This is a genomic window from Lwoffella lincolnii, from assembly GCF_037201985.1.
GTDB classification, from domain to species: domain Bacteria; phylum Pseudomonadota; class Gammaproteobacteria; order Pseudomonadales; family Moraxellaceae; genus Psychrobacter; species Psychrobacter lincolnii.
On sequence record NZ_CP147511.1, the window covers coordinates 1,200,088 to 1,218,441 of the forward strand.

The following is an 18,354-nucleotide window of genomic DNA, read 5'->3' on the forward strand; positions in this document are numbered from 1 at the left end:
ACATGGTGATTTGTGGGTAATGATTTATGGGTAATGATTTATGGATAATTATGGATGATATTAACATGGTTAACGGTTGTTTGGCAGACATCGTCCCCATGATTTGCATAAAGTAACGAAAAATTACAAATTTGACCCACTCAACCCAAGCGAAACCAAGCCAAATAAAAATGCCATGTGCTATGTGCCATGTAAGTAAGCACCATGACAGGCAAGACCAACAAGATTTAAATGGGTGAGATTTTATAGATATGATTTAGTCATCACACGCCACAGAATTGCCTTGCTTATCAATACATATTTTATCGCCATTTTTTAGATTACCTACCCAAGCTTTACCATTGATAAAGGTAAAAATCTTGTTTTGTTTACTCTTTTGACCACTTTTTTTGTTAATATGTGCGTCATCAAAACGAAAGTTAATCACCAATGTGCCTGCTTTATCTAAAAAGCCCCATTTATCTTTTAAACGCACCCCTGCTAATCCTTCTGAGAAGGGCATCACCTCATTAAACGAATAAGTGATGACAGCCACCTGTTTTTCATTGACAAATCCCCATTTGCCATTCATGTAATGAGGTGTATAAATCAGTTGGTGATTATCAATATTGACTTGATTGATAATTTTGGCTTTTTTTGATTGAGCGTATTTAGACTTTTTTGAATGAATGGGGATAACTTGACCACTGCTGTCTAGCCAATAGTCCACACCTGCTTTGGTCATGCGTGCTTTACCATTATCAAAATCACTTAATGCACTGATGTCATGACTAAAAGCAATCAGAGGTTCATCATGGGTATTAATCACACCAAATGCACCATCTTTTTTTACCACGATTAAGCCATTTTTAGCAGCCCTTGCCCAGTTTTTTTTACCTAAACTGTCATAAACAATTGGTACAATTATCTCACCTGCCATGTCCACATAACCCACTTTGTCATACCGCATGACAGGCATTAAGCCATGATGAATTTTATTGCCATCAGCAGCTTGCAGTCCTATCAAGTCCGCCACTTTTTTACCAGATTTATCAAGTAATGCCACAGGGGTTTTGTTATCTTTGCTGGCTAAAAAATATTGACTGTCTGATGTACAGGTAACATTTTTGTAGTAACTTTTGGGCAGCTTGCACGTTGCTTGGCTTGGTATGGATAAAACGATACTGACAATCCCTATCATCATCGCAAAGTATCGATTGATGTTATGACACTTTTTAGAGAAGACTGAACTATTAAAGGGTTGTGTATCAGCTGGCTGTGTATTAACAATATTGACAAATGGCATGGTCATGGTAAAGGTATTTCCGTGGTATTTCATGGTTATTTTAGCAGATTTGGGTTAATATAAAATATGCTAAAATATTTGTGTCATATTGAATTGAAGGTATGTCATTTTGGGGGATAAACGTATGGCATTTGTGCATTTTGGCGTTCATAGTGAATTTTCGATAACCGATTCAATCATACGGATAAAAGCGTTGGTTGCCGCTGCCAAAGCAGATTCTCAGCCTGCGTTAGCATTGACTGATTTGTCTAATTTGTTCGCCACGGTCAAGTTTTATCGTGCGTGTTTGGGGGCAGGCATCAAGCCCATCATCGGAGCAGAAGTACTGACCGATGATGCCAATCACCGAGTAATTTTACTTGCCATGAACAATGACGGTTACAAAAATTTAACCCGTATTGTGTCATTTGGCTTCACTGATGGCTTGCATTATGACCACAGTCGTGGTAAACCCATCGTTAGTACAGAGCAAATTTTCACCCATGCTGATGGGGTGATTGCCTTATTGACTGAACAAAGTCATGTTGGGCAAGCACTGATGAGCAATACCCCAGAGCGAGCAGATGAGCTTATCCACGCTTGGCAACAGCGGTTTAGCAACCGTTTATATTTTGCCATCAAACGCACTTCTCGTGCAGGAGAAGATGCTTATATTCAAGCGGTCATTCACGCATCACACCGTCATCAGTTGCCCATCATTGCTCATAATGATGTTCGCTTTATTAGCCAAGAAGATTTTGATGCTCACGAAGTCAGAGTGTGCATTGCAGGCAGTTATGTGCTTGCTGACCCCAACCGCCCAAAAGAATATTCTGATGCTCAATATCTTAAAACTCAAAAACAGATGAGCGATTTGTTTGCTGATTTACCCACCGTCATTGACAATACCATCAGCCTTGCCAAACGCTGTAATGTCATCTTAACTTTAGGCGAAAACCGATTGCCTGATTATCCTGTGCCAGTGGGTGAAAGCATCGAGAGTTTTTTTCGGTCGGAGTCGGCTCGTGGTCTTGATAAACGCCTTGATAAACTGTATCCCCCCATCAGTCGTGGTGATGATTGGGCTGATGTTCGCAAGCCCTATGATGAACGTCTAAAACACGAGTTAGACATCATTTTATCAATGGGCTTTCCGGGGTATTTTTTGATTGTCATGGACTTTATTCGCTGGGCAAAAGCCAATGGTGTGCCTGTCGGTCCGGGGCGTGGCTCTGGAGCAGGTTCGCTGGTTGCTTATGCGTTGAACATCACTGACCTTGACCCTTTACATTATGAACTGTTATTTGAGCGGTTTTTAAACCCAGAAAGGGTGTCCATGCCAGATTTTGATATTGATTTTTGTATTGAAGGACGAGACCGTGTGATTGATTATGTCGCCAGTAAATACGGAAGAGAAGCGGTATCACAAATCATTACCTTTGGTACGATGGCAGCCAAAGCGGTGGTGCGAGATGTGGCACGAGTACAAGGCAAGTCGTATGGCTTGGCGGATAAAATATCCAAACTCATTCCCAAAACCCCCGGTATTTCTTTGGCTCAGGCCCTTGAACAAGAAGCTTTGCTGAATGATTTGCTCAATAATCCTGATAACATGGATTATGAAGATGCCAATGAAATTTGGGAAATGGCTCTTAAGCTTGAGGGCATCACACGCAACGTGGGTAAACATGCAGGGGGTGTGCTGATTGCTCCCACCAAAATCACCGATTTTACCGCCATTTATTGTGATGAAGACGGACATCGTGTCAGCCAGTTTGATAAAGATGATGTGGAAGCGGCAGGTCTGGTGAAGTTTGATTTTTTGGGTTTACGTAATTTAACCGTCATCAGTGCTGCTGTACGCAACATTAACGCTCGCCGAGTCAAAGAAAACCAAGCCCCAATTGAGCTTGATGACTTACCATTGGACGATAAAGATACGTTTTTAAACGTGCTACAACCTGCCAAAACCACCGCTGTGTTTCAACTAGAATCAGCAGGTATGAAAAAATACTTACGTAAACTTAAACCCAGTAACATTGATGATGTCATCGCCATGTGTGCTTTATATCGCCCCGGGCCTTTGGATGCTGGCATGGTTGAGTCATATATCGAACGTAAACACGGTCGTGAACAGGTCATTTATGACCACCCTAATCTTGAATCCATCTTAGAACCAACCAATGGCGTGATTGTTTATCAAGAACAAGTCATGCAAATTTCACAAACCATGGCAGGGTATTCTTTGGGTGGGGCTGACATGCTCAGAAGAGCCATGGGCAAGAAAAAACCTGAAGAAATGGCAAAACAACGAGAAATATTTATCAGTGGAGCAACCCAAAAAGGCATTGACCCCATGGTATCAGGGGGGGTGTTTGACTTAATGGAGAAATTTGCAGGTTATGGCTTTAACAAGTCGCATTCTGCTGCCTATGGCGTGCTTGCGTACCAGACCGCTTATCTTAAACATTACTATCCTGCCGAATTTATGGCGGCGGTATTGACCAGTGACATGAATAACACCGATAACGTGGTGTTTTTTATCAATGATTGCCGAGAGAATTTTAATCTGACGGTTGATAACCCCAGCGTCAATCGCAGTGAATGGTACTTTGTTGCTGACACACCCAGCAACATCATTTACGGACTTGGGGCAATCAAAGGGGTGGGTGAAGGGGCAGTTGAATCCATTGTAACAGCACGCAAGCAAGATGGAGATTTTACCGATTTATATGACTTTTGTCGCCGTGTTGATACCAAAAAAGTCAATAAACGCACGTTAGAAGCCCTGATTAAAGCAGGGTGCTTTGATGACTTCGCCAAAACCTTACGCCCAGAGTTAGATGAAACTCAATATCATCAAATCCGTGGGGCATTGATGACACAGTTGCCCAGTGCCGTTAAAGCCGCTGAGCAAAATCGACAAAACAGCGAAATGGGCATCATGGACTTATTTGGTGAGATTGACAGTGTAACCACCGCCCCACCGTTACCAACAGGTCATGACATCATTTGGGCAGACAAATATCGCCTAAAAGCAGAAAAAGACACCCTTGGGTTATATTTAACAGGGCATCCAATCGATGAGTACCGCCAAGAAATCCGACATTACACAGCCAATCAATCTCTGGATAAGTTAAGTGACACAGGCTACAATGGCACAACCCTATTTGCAGGGCTGGTCATGGACGTGGCAAACTTTGGCAATCGCATTGCCATCACCATCGATGACGGCACATCTCGTCTTGAAGTCAGCTGTTATTCAGAACGCTATAACCGCATCAAAAACCGCATTAAGGTCGATGAAGTGCTGATTATCAAAGGCAGTATTCGAGAAGCCAACGAGCGAGTATTTGCCCGCCTAGAAGATGCTTACGGAATGATTGACGCACGCATAAAATGGCTGAAAAAAATCAACATCAAACTGCATGGTCATGACACCAATCGATTGACAAAACTACAAACTCTGCTAAAACCTAACCAATTGGACAATATTCCCAAAGTTACCATCGATGATGTTGATGTTGATGACATCAATATCGATTATCTGGCAGATGTCAAGCAACACCACAACACACCAAATGATAACTGTATTGCCTTGGGACTTTATGTGTATGATGACCATGCCACCGCTGGTGTGGCGTTAAATGATGATTGGCGAATGCACCCAAGTGATGACAATTTACAAAAGCTAAGACAAATATTCGACACTGACCACATTCGCCTAGAATTCATTTAAAGATTGCTTAGGCTAAATTTAAAATGACTCAAAAAGGATAATCGCATGACCCATATCGATGATGCTCAATGGCAAGAAATGCAAGATTTGTTAGAAGACGACTTTACCACGCTCATCAATCAATTTATCCTTGATGCCAAACAGAAAGTTCAACAAATACGCACCGCTCACACTCAAGGTGATAACACAACAGGACTGCAAGTTGCCCACTCACTAAAAGGAGCAAGTGTCAACTTGGGAGCTCAAACGTTAAGTCAGCACTGCCACACCATGCAAGAGATTTGTTACGCTGGTATGATAGCCGATGCTCACAACGTACTCAGCGACATTGAGCAAGCACTTAACTCAGTCATACAGGAGATTCATCAACGTTTGGCTTAATCCATTTATCCTATTATCCATTTGTCAATTTGCCCTACTATATTAACATTAACCCATACTTATGAGCATCACCTTACTTAGCACCGCCATTGATATCGTCATGGTCAATACCACCTTGCCTGCCAACATCGGCTCAACTGCTCGTGCCATGCACACCATGGGCTTAAGCAGTTTGGTATTGGTTAACCCCAAATACCCCATAGATGACACCAGCATGGCACATGCAGCAGGAGCAACCGCCCTATTACAGAATGCCAAAACGGTTGCTACGTTAGAAGATGCGATTGCAAACAGTCAGCTTGTGTTTGCTGCCAGCAGTCGCAACCGTCATCTGCCCAGACCCATCATCAATCCGAGCCAAACGGCGATGCTGATTGAGCAGTTTTTATATCAACAATCAGCTTTTCAGTTGCCTTTAATGACTGCTCAGCATCTGACTAATCAGCATCTTACCCATAAAAATGACTCAATCAACTCAACCCCATTGGCAAAAATTAGCATTTTATTTGGGCGTGAAGACCGTGGTTTAACCAATGATGAGCTGGCATTGGCAGATTATCACATTCAAATCGATGCCAATCCAGACTATCCTGTGCTCAATGTGGCATCAGCGGTACAAGTCATCACAAGTTTTATCTATGCCCACTTTGCCAACCTTGCCAGTCTTCATCCATATGTTCAAGACAGAACCCAGTATGACACTCAAGACAATCCGCCAACTGTCATCTCTAAAAGCATCAATTCTACCGAGTTGTTGCATCACATTCGCCAACATTGGGATGAACCTGCCATCAGCAAACAACAACAACAGCACCTACAAAATCAACTTATCAAACTGTTTAGCCAGCTAGACTTAGCAAATACAGATGACTTACGCTCATTGCCTAACCGACTAAACAGACTGCTGTCTCGTGTCCAGCTAGACAACAAAGAATACCAACTGCTACAGTCGCTTATCAACACATTGCTTAAAAGAATGTCTCAATAAAACGCATTAGGATTACCATGTCAGTTATCACCCAACTTAAACGCACTTTAAAAACTGCCCAACAAAGCATTGAGAGCATCAAAGAAGATGTCAATGCGGTGTTTGACCGTGACCCAGCCGCTCGCAACTTCACCGAAGTATTGCTCACTTATCCGGGCATTCATGCCCTAATCATGCACCGAGTGGCACACAGTTTATGGCAAGATGAATGCAAATTCATCGCCCGTTTCGTGGCTTATGGTTCAAGAGCATTGACAGGCATTGAGATACACCCTGCCGCTAAAATTGGCAAACGCTTATTCATTGACCATGGCATGGGCGTGGTGATTGGTGAGACGGCAGAGATTGGCGATGATGTTACCCTTTATCACGGTGTGACATTGGGCGGTGTGTCATGGAACGAAGGAAAACGCCACCCAACGCTAGAAAACGGTGTGGTGGTCGGTGCTGGGGCTAAGGTACTTGGAGGCTTCACAGTGGGCGCAAATGCCAAAATTGGCTCAAATGCGGTGGTGGTCAAACCTGTGCCAGCTGGCGTAACCATGGTTGGCAGTGCTGCTCGTATGATAACTCAACCTGATGATGATAACGAACATCACAATGAACAAATCATCAACCAAACACATACTGATGACACATCAATCAACAATCAAAACAATCAAAACAATCACGAGACCAAAACTACTGACACATCTGATGACGCAGATTGTCAAAAAATACGCCTTGCTAAGGCATTGGGTTTTAACGCCTATGGACTTAACCCTAACTCTGGCGACCCTGTGGCTGATGGCTTTGCCAAGATGCTTGACCACATTCAACAATCAGAAGCCAGATTAGATGAGTTGTCTGAAGCCGTCTGTCGCCTTGACCCTAATTTTTGCAAAAAATCCTACAAAAAATTATCCGCAGATGAGTTAGATGTCATCGGTTCATAAAAAAATGATGTTAAAATGGTCGCCTTTTTTAGCCATCACCTTTTTAGCCATTGCCTTCTTTAACCATAAGGTAACTTTATGATTGCATCAACGACTTTGCCAACCGAACATGGTCAGGCAGGTAAACCGACACCGACAATGTTAACCGATAAGCCAACCGATGACTCATCAAATCATGGCACGTCATTCACTGGCAAGCCATTATTACGCATTCGCAATTTGTCCAAAGCATATGGCGATAGCAAAATCTTAAACGACATCAACCTTGATATTCAAGATGGTGAATTTTTAACCTTACTTGGTCCGTCTGGCTGTGGCAAAACCACCTTATTGCGTTTGATTGGCGGTTTTGAGATGCCTAATGGCGGTTCTATTGAGCTAGACGGCATCGACATTGCTCAATTTCCTGCCGAAAAACGCCCCATTAATACGGTATTTCAGCAATATGCGTTATTTCCACACATGACAGTTTATGACAACATCGCTTATGGTCTAAAGTTAAAAAAAGTTGCCAAAAATGAGATTGATGGGCGGGTGCGTGAAGCGTTGACCATGGTGCAATTAGAACATACCATCAATCGCCGTCCACAAGATTTGTCTGGGGGGCAACAACAGCGTATCGCCATCGCTCGAGCGGTGGTCAATCGCCCCAAGTTATTGTTACTTGATGAGCCATTATCTGCCTTAGATGCCAAATTGCGTGTGCAGATGCAATCAGAGCTAAAACGCCTACAACGAGAGCTTGGCATTACCTTTGTGTTTGTTACCCATGACCAAGAAGAAGCCTTATCCATGTCTGATCGCATTGCAGTGATGAAAGGTGGCGTATTTCAGCAGATTGATACCCCCATTGGCATTTATGAAAGCCCTGCTAATTTATTCACCGCCAGCTTTATTGGTGAGACCAATTTATTTAAAGCGAATGTGCTGGCGGTCAATGACCGTACCATCAAAGTGGAAGTGACTGAACAAAAAGACGGCTATCACCCTGTGCGTGAGTTACCCAAGCCTAAATTTACCGTGCAAGTGGGGCAAACGGTTAATTTATTATTACGTCCTGAAGACATTCGAGTGTATTACACAGATGAAGCACATGATGGCTTAGTCGGTCATGTGGTGGACAGCAGTTACAAAGGCAGTACGTTGGATTCTGTGATTGAACTCAAAAATGGCAATCGCATCAAGGCATCTGAGTATTTTAACGAAGATGACCCCAATTTTAATTACAAGCTGGGGCAAGAAGTGCGAGTAGATTGGGTTGATGGTTGGGAATGGATATTACCTGATGAATAAGTCGACTCCCCCCCATCACCATGCCAATGCAGCAACAGCCAAAGTTAACACAAACAAAGTTAACAAAAGCAAAGTTAACACAGCCAAACAACGTCATCTGTTTCGCCGTGCCACCTTATTTGTGATTTGGGCATGGTTGGTCATATTTGCGTTGTTACCTAATGTGATTGTCATCATTGCCAGCTTTTTAACCCGTGATGAAGGGCATTTTTTGGCAATGCCTGCCACCTTAGCCAATTACGCACGATTGATTGACCCTTTATATTTAAAGGTGTTTTTGCATTCATTATCCATGGCATCCATCACCACCTTAATTTGTTTGTTGCTTGGCTATCCATTTGCTTGGCTGGTCAGTAAAGCCAAAAAACGCTGGCAGACGCTGTTGATGTTGTTGTTGATTATCCCATTTTGGACAAACTCACTGGTGCGTTTATATGCAGTTAAACTGATTGTGGCTGCCAATGGCTTATTAAGCTCAGCGTTAATTGGGTTAGGCATCATTAATGAGCCATTACAGATTTTATATACCCAAAGTGCGGTGATTGGTGGTTTGGTGTATTTGTTATTTCCGTTTATGGTATTGCCGTTATATGCTGTCTTTACTGATTTACCAAAAGATTTTATCTTGGCATCGCAAGACTTAGGGGCAAATCGGCTTCAGACCTTTTGGCATGTGATTTTACCATTGACCACCCCTGGCATCATCTCTGGCGTGTTGTTGGTGTTGTTGCCTGCCATGGGCATGTTTTATGTGGCGGATATTTTGGGCGGTTCTCGCAACCTATTGGTAGGGAATGTCATTAAATCACAATTTTTAGATGCTCGAGATTGGCCCTTTGGTGCCGCTGCCAGTGTGCTGTTGACGCTGGCAATGGCGGTGCTGATTTTGGCCTACCGAATCAGCAGTAAACGCATTGGCAAAACCGATTATAACGAAGTGGCATGATGGGGCGTGAAGTGGCATGGGGCATGATGGAGGCATGGGGCAATGATTAAGGAACATAAATGAAAACGACGATGAAATGGCTCTCTTGGCTATATTTAACGGTGATTTATCTGCTGTTGTTCGCTCCGATTGTGGTGATGGTGATATTTTCGTTCAATGCGTCTAAGGTTGGCTACCAATGGGGTGGTTTAAGTTTGACGTGGTATCGTGAACTGTTGACTAACCCTGCTTTGATACAGACAGCTTGGCATTCGGTTTTGCTTGCGGTGGTCGCTGCCACGGTTACCACTGTGATTGGCGGATTGACAGCATTGTCATTTCAGCGGTATGACTTTAAAGGTAAGTCAGTATTACAAAGCTTGTTGTTTGTACTGATGATGTCGCCTGAGATTGTATTGGCAATCTCACTGCTGGCGTTGTTTTTAATATTGGGGTTACAACTTGGGTTCATGACATTACTGATTGCTCACATCACCTTTTGCTTACCGTTTGTGGTGATTACTGTGTCAGCAAGGTTGTCCAGCCTTGATAATCAGCTGTTGGAAGCGGCAAGAGATTTGGGAGCAAGCGAATTGACCATGATACGCACAGTGCTTATGCCAATTATCATGCCTGCGATTTTGGCAGGTTGGGTGCTGGCATTTACCTTATCACTTGATGATGTGGTGGTCTCTACCTTTGTAACAGGTCCTGAATTTGAGATTTTACCACTACAGATTTATTCCATGGTGCGTGTGGGAGTCAAGCCTGAAGTCAATGCCATTGGCACAATTTTACTGGTAATCTCTCTGTTAGGCTTGTTGATGTCTCAGCTATTATTGATAAAAAAACGCTAAGGAGAAGTTCATGTCTTATGTTCCTTCATTAATTTCTCGCAGACGTTTTTTAGCATGGACGGGGGCGAGTTTGGCAATATCAGGTGGGCTTGTCAGCTGTCAGCCCACAGATGGCACTGATGGTGGTACTGTTCGTCCCACAGGTAAAAATGTGGTGAATGTCTATAATTGGACCCAATACATCTCCGACCAAGTGCTTAAAGACTTCACTGCTGAGACAGGCATTGACGTGATTTATAGTACCTTTGATTCCAATGAAGCCATGTATGCCAAGCTCAAGCTGATGAATGGCAGTGGTGAGTATGATTTGGCATTTCCTGGTACAGATTTTGTTGATAAAATGCGTCAAGAAAGCATGCTTGAGCCGATTGACCACAATCAATTGAGCAACTTTGGCAATTTGGGCAACCGTTTTTTAAATGCGCCTTTTGACCCCAACAATGAGTTTAGCGTGCCGTATTTATGGGGAATATCAGGCATTGCCGTGAATACCCAACGCATTGACAAACAGCAAATCACCAGTTGGGACGACCTGTGGCGAGATGACTTTGCTGGACGGGTAATGCTGATGAATGATTTACGAGATGTGTTTACCATGGGGCTGTTGACCCTTGGATACTCTGGCAGTACTCGCAATGAACATGAAATCCGCCAAGCCTATGAAAAACTGACCAAATTAATGCCCAATATTCGCACCTTTAACTCTGACGCCCCACGCATGCCATTTATGGAGGGAGAAACTTATCTGGGTCTGGCGTGGAATGGTGAAGTCATCATGGCTCAAGACCAAGGTATGCCAGAGTTGGATTTTATTTATCCCAAAGAAGGGGCGATTTTATGGATGGACAACATGGTCATTCCCAAAAATGCCAAAAATAAAGACAACGCCCACAAATTCATTGATTTTATCTTACGTCCTAAATACGCCGCCATGATTAGTGAAGAAATCGGCTATGGCTCACCCAATGACGCTGCCAAAACCATCATGCCTGCTGACATTGCCACCAATCCAATCATTTATCCACCAGATGAGTTGCTTAAAGATTCCCTGTTTCGAGAAGACGTGGGCGACATCACCATGGCAATTTATCAAAAATATTGGGACAGATTAAAGGTGGACATGTAGTTTTTTGTATTGGTAACATCTGTATTAACCGTATCTGTATTAACCGCACCATTCCAACAACTCCTTAACCCCATGGCGTTCATGTTCTTTTAATGGCAAACGACTGGCGATAAATAGCCAATTGTTTGCTGTGTTCGCATTGTCATTGTTCGCATTGCGATTGATGGCATGACGCTTTTTTTGTAAGATGTCATCTTGTGAAGCTAACTGTACCGCCAACACATCAATGTCAATGGTGATTTTGCCTTGTTGTTTGTGTTTTGTATCATGACGCTGTTGGCAACGTTCAAAGTCTTTGATGTGTTGATGAAAAGCACATAAGCTGATGGGCGTATCTAACGTGATGATGGCACATTGATTGGTATAGTCGGGTTTGGGGTTGCTTGGTGTGGCGGTATAATCAGGGTTGACCAAAAGATGGGTAAACACCGCATGACCCAACTGGGTTAGCATGGCTCTGGCATCGGCTAAATTATCATTGGCATGATGGTTACTGCCCATTGCCACCAATACCACAGAAACATAACCGACATAACCATGTCGCCCATCTTGGATAGATGACAGCATAAACGGGCTTAAGCTGACGGATTACGGGTTATCTGCACACCAACCGCATCGGCAAGGGTGATGGCGTTTGGTTTAACCGCTCTGATACTCACTTTACTGATGGGCCAATTATCCAGCAGTTGCTTGCTGACATATTCCACCAAAGTTTCAAGCAGCTCAAACTTCTTATCCTGAACCCATTTGCTGACCTGCTCACACACCGCTTTATAGTTGATTCCTTGGCTTAAGTCTTGTGTTTGGGCAACGTCGGTAACGTCAGTGAACAACGCCATATCAATGATGATGGCTTGGGTCATGACCCGTTCCCAATCATCAATACCAATGATGGCATCAACACGCAGTCCGTCTATGATGATGACATCTTCTTCAGTAGGGTATAACATGGTCATTTCTCCTTTAAGTTGATGCTTTTTTTAAGCCAATGCTTTTTTGCTTGCTTTTTTGCTTGGTCGATGACGCCACAAATCCACACTAAACACCACCAGCCCAAGCCAAATCAACACAAACACAATCAACCGCTGATGGTCAAAAGGTTCATGATAATAAAACACCGCCAATAAAAAGATAAAACTGGGGCTTAAATAGTTCATAAAACTCAGCACACTATAAGCAACCATTTTGGTGGATTTGTTAAATAACAACAGTGGCACTAAGGTAATCGGACCTGCCAGCATCAAAAATCCAATGTCATTTGACCACCAAAACGACAACTGACTGCTTGCCACATCGGCTTGAAAAAGCCACAACAAACACACAGGCAAAATGGCGATGGTCTCCAAAAATAACGCATCAACCGCTGCCAATGGGGTTTTGCGTTGCATGATGCCATAAACCCCAAAGCTGGCTGCCAATACCAACGACACCCAAGGCAAACTGCCCAGCATTGCCACCTGTATCATCACCGCCACACTGGCAATGGCAATCGCCAACCACTGTAACGGACGCAATCGTTCATGAAACACCAACATAGACAATGCCACGCCCACCAGTGGGCTGATGAAGTAGCCAAGACTGGCGGCAAGAATTTGGTTGGCATTGACTGCCCACACATAAGTCAGCCAGTTGCTGGTGATGATAAAGCCAGAAAAAACGGTAATCAATAGCCATTTGGGTTGTTGTCGTAAAATCTTAACCCAAGAAAAACGGCGAGTCATCAGCATAAAAATCAATAAACACACACACGTCCAAACGATGCGATGCACGATGATTTCAATGGCATCATACTGTTGCAATTGCTTAAAATACAGCGGAAAACCACCCCAAATGATAAATGCCCCCAAAGCAGTCATGATGCCTTTGGGGGTGGTGGTGATGGGTACGGTTGGTTGTTTTGCCATGGTTAAATCACATCATTTTTTACGTTCACATGAAGCCCTGCCTCATTAACCAATTGTGCAAAGTTTGGAAAACTGGTGTTCACCGTTTCTGTGCCATGTATGATGATGGCATCACTCGCCTGCAAACTTGCCACCGTAAAACTCATGGCGATGCGGTGGTCGTGGTGGCTGTCAATCTTGCCCCCAGTAAACACTCTTTTACCATGTTGATGTTCATCGCCTTTACCGATAATCTCAATGCCATCATCAAGCACCGTACAATCAATGCCCAGCGTTTTTAAACCATCTGCCATGACAGCAATACGGTCAGACTCTTTGACACGCAGCTCTTTTGCTCCACGCAAAATCGTCTTGCCAGTGGCACAACTTGCCGCCACAAACAGAACAGGAAATTCATCAATGGCAAGTGGCACAAGATGGGCAGGAATGTTGATGCCTTTTAGTTTTGATGATTTGACCATGATGTCTGCCACAGGTTCACCGCCCATCATCGTCTCATTGGCTAGGCAAATATCTGCCCCCATGAGTTTTAAAATGTCAATCACACCCGTGCGAGTTGGGTTAATCCCCACTTGTTTTATGGTAATGTTGCCATGATTGGCGATGGTGGCCGCCACCATAAAAAATGCCGCACTAGAAATGTCCGCAGGCACGGTAATGTCGCAAGCGGTGAGCTGTCCCCCACCTGTGATGCTGATTTTATTGCCATGTGGCTGTTTGTCAACCACCACCGTATAACCAAACGCCCTTAACATGCGTTCGGTATGGTTACGAGTACTCTCAGGCTCTATGATGCTTGTTGTGCCGTCCGCCCACAACCCTGCCAAAAGTAAGCAGGATTTGACTTGTGCTGATGCCATGGGCATGACGTAATCAATGGCTTGTAGGGACTGACCACCTGTTATGGTGATTGGCGGTGTGCCTTTTGTGCCAGTGGTTTGAATGACCGCTCCCATTTGACGTAATGGCTTGGCAACTCGCTCCATGGGACGCTTGGATAAACTCACATCACCCATCATCACGCTGTCAAAGGGTTGTGCGGATAAAATGCCTGATAACAGTCGCATGCTTGTGCCAGAATTGCCCATGTCTAACGGCTTGCTTGGGGCTTTTAAACCATTCATGCCCACGCCATGAATGACGACTTTGTCATCATTGCGTTCTATCTTCACCCCCATATCACAAAAGGCTTGCAAGGTAGATAATGCGTCTTCACCTTCCAAAAAATTGGACACTTTTGTTACGCCATTTGCCAAAGAGCCAAACATAATACAGCGGTGCGAAATGGATTTATCAGGGGCAACTTTGTGCGTGCCTGTAAATGTGTGGCTTGGCCAAATGATGAAAGTCTGTTTCATGATGTTGTCCATATTTTTGTTTTGATTGAGCATGTGTCCAAAGTGGCGACGTGCGTGGCGTGCATCGGTCAGCTGACGAATGATTTGGGGAGAATTATCATCAATGATGAGCTGTTTTAGCTCGCTTAGATGACGCTCGTAATCATCAATGGCTTGTAAAATGGCAGTTTTATTGGCCAAAAAAATATCATGCCACATGATTGGGTCGCTGGCTGCGATGCGACTAAAATCCCGAAATCCGCCCGCTGCATAACGAAAAATGTTCAGATTTTCATCGTCTTTGGCAAGCTGATAAGTCAAGACATAGGATAATAAATGGGGCAGGTGGCTCGTTAATGCCAAAATCTCATCATGTTTATCACAAGAAACAAAATCTACCTTTGCCCCAAGCGTTTGCCAAAGTGTGGCAATTTTATCTACTGTGATTTGATTATTAAATTCATGTGGGCAAATGATGAGCTTATGGGCTTTAAATAAATTGCCATCTCTTGCCATAAAACCTGACTTTTCTGCTCCTGCAATTGGGTGAGCCAAAACAAGATTTGATGGCAATACCCCAAAAACATCAAAAGCGTCCTTCAAAATATTGCCTTTGGTGCTGGCAGTATCACTGATGATAACATCATCTGGCAGTAATTTATTATCAATGGCGGTTTTAATTTTGGCTAAAATATTTTTAATTGCAAATGCAGGAACAGCGATGATAATACATTCACAATCTTTTAGTTTGCCTGTATTTGCTAACATTAATAAATCATCATCACCATCTTGAATTAATTTATCATTAATAGAATTTTCAATAACCAATTTATTAAAATCTACCGCATATAATTCGCCAACAAGATGATTATCAATAATCCCTTGTAAAACACTACCACCTATTAAACCCAAACCGACGATTAAAACTTTGTTGAACATTTTATTTCATACTTATTTATAAAATATCTTTTATTAAATGAGCGTTTTGCTTTATGTCAGTTTTTTCAAAAAGACAGGCACGCCAAAACCATAGTCATTAATGCTTAAAAATTTAAAGTTTTAGCTTTTATTGTTTGGCTCAAAATAAATCAAATCACCGCCTTAGGATACGAACCCAGCACCCTAAGTTCTTTGACAATGCCACGAATTTCACCAATGGCAGCACTGACATTGGGGTCTTGGATATGACCATTCATGTCAATAAAGAACACATATGACCATTTATTAGGACGCTCAGGGCGAGTCTCGATGCTGGTCAAAGACACCCCATGCTTTCTAAATGGGTCTAAAATCTCAATCAATGCGCCCGATTTGTCATGTGCTGCCACCAAAATGGACGTTTTGTCTTGCCCAGATGGGGCGATACTCTCACGCCCAACAATCAAAAAGCGGGTGGTGTTACCAGGGTTGTCTTCAATGTTCTCATACAATTTATGCAAGCCGTACTCATTGACCGCCACTTCTCCTGCAATGGCAGCCGAATGCCATTCGTTTTGTAGGCGTTTTGCCGCTTCACCATTGCTTGACACCGCCACCCGCTCCACATTGGGAAAATTCACATCAAGCCAATGGCGACACTGTGCCAATGACTGCTGATGCGAATAAATACGGCTTAGGCTATCTACTTTGGTATGCTCCGCCACCAAAAAATTATGATGAATGGGCAATTCCACCTCACCGATGATTTTAAGAGTTGACCCTAAAAAGGCATCAAGGGTATGATTAACCACGCCCTCGGATGAATTTTCAACAGGGACAACACCATACATGGCAGAACCTGCCTCCACTTCACGAAACACATCGGTAATCGTGGTAAGCGGTACGGTTGTCGCCGCCTTACCAAAATGTTTTAGGGCGGCAGCATGGGTAAATGTGCCAACAGGCCCCAAATAAGCAATCACTTGCGGTGATTCTAAATCAAGGCAAACCGACATGATTTCACGAAACAAAGTCGCCATTTTTTCATCGCTGATGACCCCACCTAAGTGATTGTTCCTCGCCATGACAGCTTTTAGTACCTGTGCTTCACGCTCAGGGCGATAAAATATGGGGTGGTCTTCATGTTGTTTTTTAATCTCTGCCACTTGTTGGGCCAACTTGGCTCTGGCATTAATCAGCTCATGAATTTGGTGGTCAACGCCATCAATCTTTTGGCGAATAATGTCAAGATAGCCACTGTCGGTATTTTTGTCAGTATTTCTGTCGGTATTTTGGGCAACATTCCCATCAGATTTATCAGAAGTTGGTTTTGATGTTGATAAAGTGGGTAAGTCATCAGTCATTGGATTACCTTTTAGCACCTTTAATAAGCAGGATAAAATAGAGCAACTGAATATGACATCTTTTAATATTACGTCTCTTATGCCATATCACCATAACAAATCCTACTATAACAAATCTGTGTCATAAAAACGATGACCAAACCAATCTATTACATGACATTTTTCTAACCTTTCACAAACTTTTTATCAAGGTTGTTCAGTGTTATACTTAGCCCTGTTAACTTAGCCCTAACTTAACCTTGTTACATGGCTTCAAAATAAATGGCTTAAAGCCAAATGATTTAAAACTAAGGAACTGTCATGCCTGCGTCTGTTTCAACCCCCACAACACAGTCAACCCCCACAACAAACACATCGAATCACTCAAGCTTAGAACAACTCAAACAAATGACCACGATTGTGGCGGACACAGGTGATTTGGCCGCCATTGCTCGGCTAAAGCCAATCGATGCCACCACCAATCCCAGCTTAATCACCAAGGCATTAACGCCAACTGATGGGCAAATGGACAAACAAGCTCGGCTGATAGACACCATGAACCGCCATCATGGCGATATTGATAAAGTCATTGATGCGTTGACTATTGAGATTGGCACGCAAATTTTACAATTAATTGAAGGGCGAGTATCCACAGAAGTCGATGCTCGCTTATCTTATCAAACGCAAGAGACGGTGAGTAAGGCATTGCAGTTTATGGACGCTTATAGCAAACAAGGCATCTCACCTGACAGAGTGCTGATTAAAATTGCTGCCACTTGGCAAGGCATTAAAGCTGGTGAAATTCTTGAAAAGCAAGGCATTCATTGCAACTTAACACTGTTGTTTGGTCAACATCAAGCCGCTGCTTGTGCCGATGCGGGGGTAACACTGATTTCACCCTTTGTTGGGCGGATACTAGACTGGCAAAAACGCCAAGAAAACCGTGATGACATTGCCATCACACAAGACTTAGGCGTGCAATCAGTTACCAACATTTATCACCACTACAAAAAACATGGCTATGACACGCAAGTGATGGGTGCAAGTTTTCGTCATGTTGGGCAGATATTGGCATTGGCAGGGTGTGATTTATTGACCATATCCCCCAACTTACTTGATGAGTTGGCACACATGCACCAACCTGTTACTCGCAAGCTAAGCCATACGATGGCTCAGACAACCGATGTTCACAGTACGGCAAAGATGAACCCATCACAAGCTGCTTTTAATAAAGCACATGAAGCCGATGCCATGACTCAAAGTCTGTTATCTAAGGGGATTGATGGCTTTATCACGGCTCGAGATGACCTAGAGACATTGCTCAAAAACATCATAAGATAAAAC

The 18,354-nt window shown here is 43.3% G+C and carries 15 protein-coding genes; 9 read left to right on the top strand and 6 right to left on the bottom strand.

Going from position 1 to position 18,354, the window contains the following annotated elements; all coding sequences use genetic code 11:
- Positions 1-256: 256 nt before the first annotated feature.
- Complete coding sequence (locus tag WDM69_RS05500; protein WP_338755072.1) at positions 257-1,291, bottom strand: WG repeat-containing protein; 1,035 nt, start codon at positions 1,289-1,291, stop codon at positions 257-259.
- 118 nt (positions 1,292-1,409) lie between these two features.
- On the opposite strand from WDM69_RS05500, the gene dnaE reads away from it, so the two are divergent.
- The 8 genes from dnaE to WDM69_RS05540 all read left to right on the top strand — a co-directional run bounded on the left by dnaE (position 1,410) and on the right by WDM69_RS05540 (position 11,508).
- A complete protein-coding gene (gene dnaE, locus WDM69_RS05505) occupies positions 1,410-5,003 on the top strand; it encodes a DNA polymerase III subunit alpha (protein WP_338755073.1) in 3,594 nt (1,197 codons plus the stop codon).
- A 45-nt stretch (positions 5,004-5,048) separates the two neighbouring features.
- Positions 5,049-5,384, top strand: a complete 336-nt coding sequence (locus tag WDM69_RS05510; RefSeq protein ID WP_338755074.1) for an Hpt domain-containing protein — start codon at positions 5,049-5,051, stop codon at positions 5,382-5,384.
- Positions 5,385-5,445: 61 nt separating this feature from the next.
- On the top strand, positions 5,446-6,372 hold the full coding sequence (locus tag WDM69_RS05515; protein WP_338755075.1) for an RNA methyltransferase: 927 nt from the start codon (positions 5,446-5,448) through the stop codon (positions 6,370-6,372).
- A gap of 17 nt (positions 6,373-6,389) precedes the next feature.
- Positions 6,390-7,307, top strand: a complete 918-nt coding sequence (gene cysE / locus WDM69_RS05520) for a serine O-acetyltransferase (protein ID WP_338755076.1) — start codon at positions 6,390-6,392, stop codon at positions 7,305-7,307.
- Between the two features lie 138 nt (positions 7,308-7,445).
- Positions 7,446-8,600: a spermidine/putrescine ABC transporter ATP-binding protein PotA gene (gene potA, locus WDM69_RS05525; RefSeq protein WP_338755888.1), complete on the top strand. Its 1,155-nt coding sequence runs from the start codon at positions 7,446-7,448 to the stop codon at positions 8,598-8,600.
- On the top strand, positions 8,593-9,546 hold the full coding sequence (gene potB / locus WDM69_RS05530; RefSeq protein WP_338755077.1) for a spermidine/putrescine ABC transporter permease PotB: 954 nt from the start codon (positions 8,593-8,595) through the stop codon (positions 9,544-9,546). Before potA ends, potB begins: the two co-directional genes overlap by 8 nt.
- Positions 9,547-9,605: 59 nt before the next feature.
- Positions 9,606-10,382 (top strand): spermidine/putrescine ABC transporter permease PotC, encoded by a 777-nt coding sequence (potC, locus tag WDM69_RS05535; RefSeq protein WP_338755078.1) that lies wholly within the window; start codon positions 9,606-9,608, stop codon positions 10,380-10,382.
- 10 nt (positions 10,383-10,392) lie between these two features.
- Positions 10,393-11,508 (top strand): ABC transporter substrate-binding protein, encoded by a 1,116-nt coding sequence (locus tag WDM69_RS05540; protein ID WP_338755079.1) that lies wholly within the window; start codon positions 10,393-10,395, stop codon positions 11,506-11,508.
- 39 nt (positions 11,509-11,547) lie between these two features.
- Here the strand turns inward: WDM69_RS05540 and WDM69_RS05545 are convergent, their stop codons facing one another.
- The 5 genes from WDM69_RS05545 to pheA form a co-directional block, all read right to left on the bottom strand.
- Complete coding sequence (locus tag WDM69_RS05545) at positions 11,548-12,075, bottom strand: 2-amino-4-hydroxy-6-hydroxymethyldihydropteridine diphosphokinase (RefSeq protein WP_338755080.1); 528 nt, start codon at positions 12,073-12,075, stop codon at positions 11,548-11,550.
- A gap of 8 nt (positions 12,076-12,083) precedes the next feature.
- Positions 12,084-12,458, bottom strand: a complete 375-nt coding sequence (folB, locus tag WDM69_RS05550) for a dihydroneopterin aldolase (RefSeq protein ID WP_338755081.1) — start codon at positions 12,456-12,458, stop codon at positions 12,084-12,086.
- Between the two features lie 30 nt (positions 12,459-12,488).
- Entirely contained in the window at positions 12,489-13,412 is a 924-nt protein-coding gene (gene rarD / locus WDM69_RS05555; RefSeq protein WP_338755082.1) for an EamA family transporter RarD, read from the bottom strand.
- Between the two features lie 2 nt (positions 13,413-13,414).
- Complete coding sequence (locus WDM69_RS05560) at positions 13,415-15,688, bottom strand: bifunctional prephenate dehydrogenase/3-phosphoshikimate 1-carboxyvinyltransferase (protein WP_338755083.1); 2,274 nt, start codon at positions 15,686-15,688, stop codon at positions 13,415-13,417.
- Positions 15,689-15,837: 149 nt separating this feature from the next.
- Positions 15,838-17,031: a prephenate dehydratase gene (gene pheA, locus WDM69_RS05565; RefSeq protein WP_338755084.1), complete on the bottom strand. Its 1,194-nt coding sequence runs from the start codon at positions 17,029-17,031 to the stop codon at positions 15,838-15,840.
- A gap of 387 nt (positions 17,032-17,418) precedes the next feature.
- Between pheA and WDM69_RS05570 the strand changes: the two genes are divergently transcribed.
- Positions 17,419-18,351 carry a transaldolase gene (locus WDM69_RS05570; RefSeq protein ID WP_338755889.1) on the top strand — a complete coding sequence of 311 codons (933 nt, stop codon included), beginning with the start codon at positions 17,419-17,421 and terminating at the stop codon, positions 18,349-18,351.
- Positions 18,352-18,354: the final 3 nt, after the last annotated feature.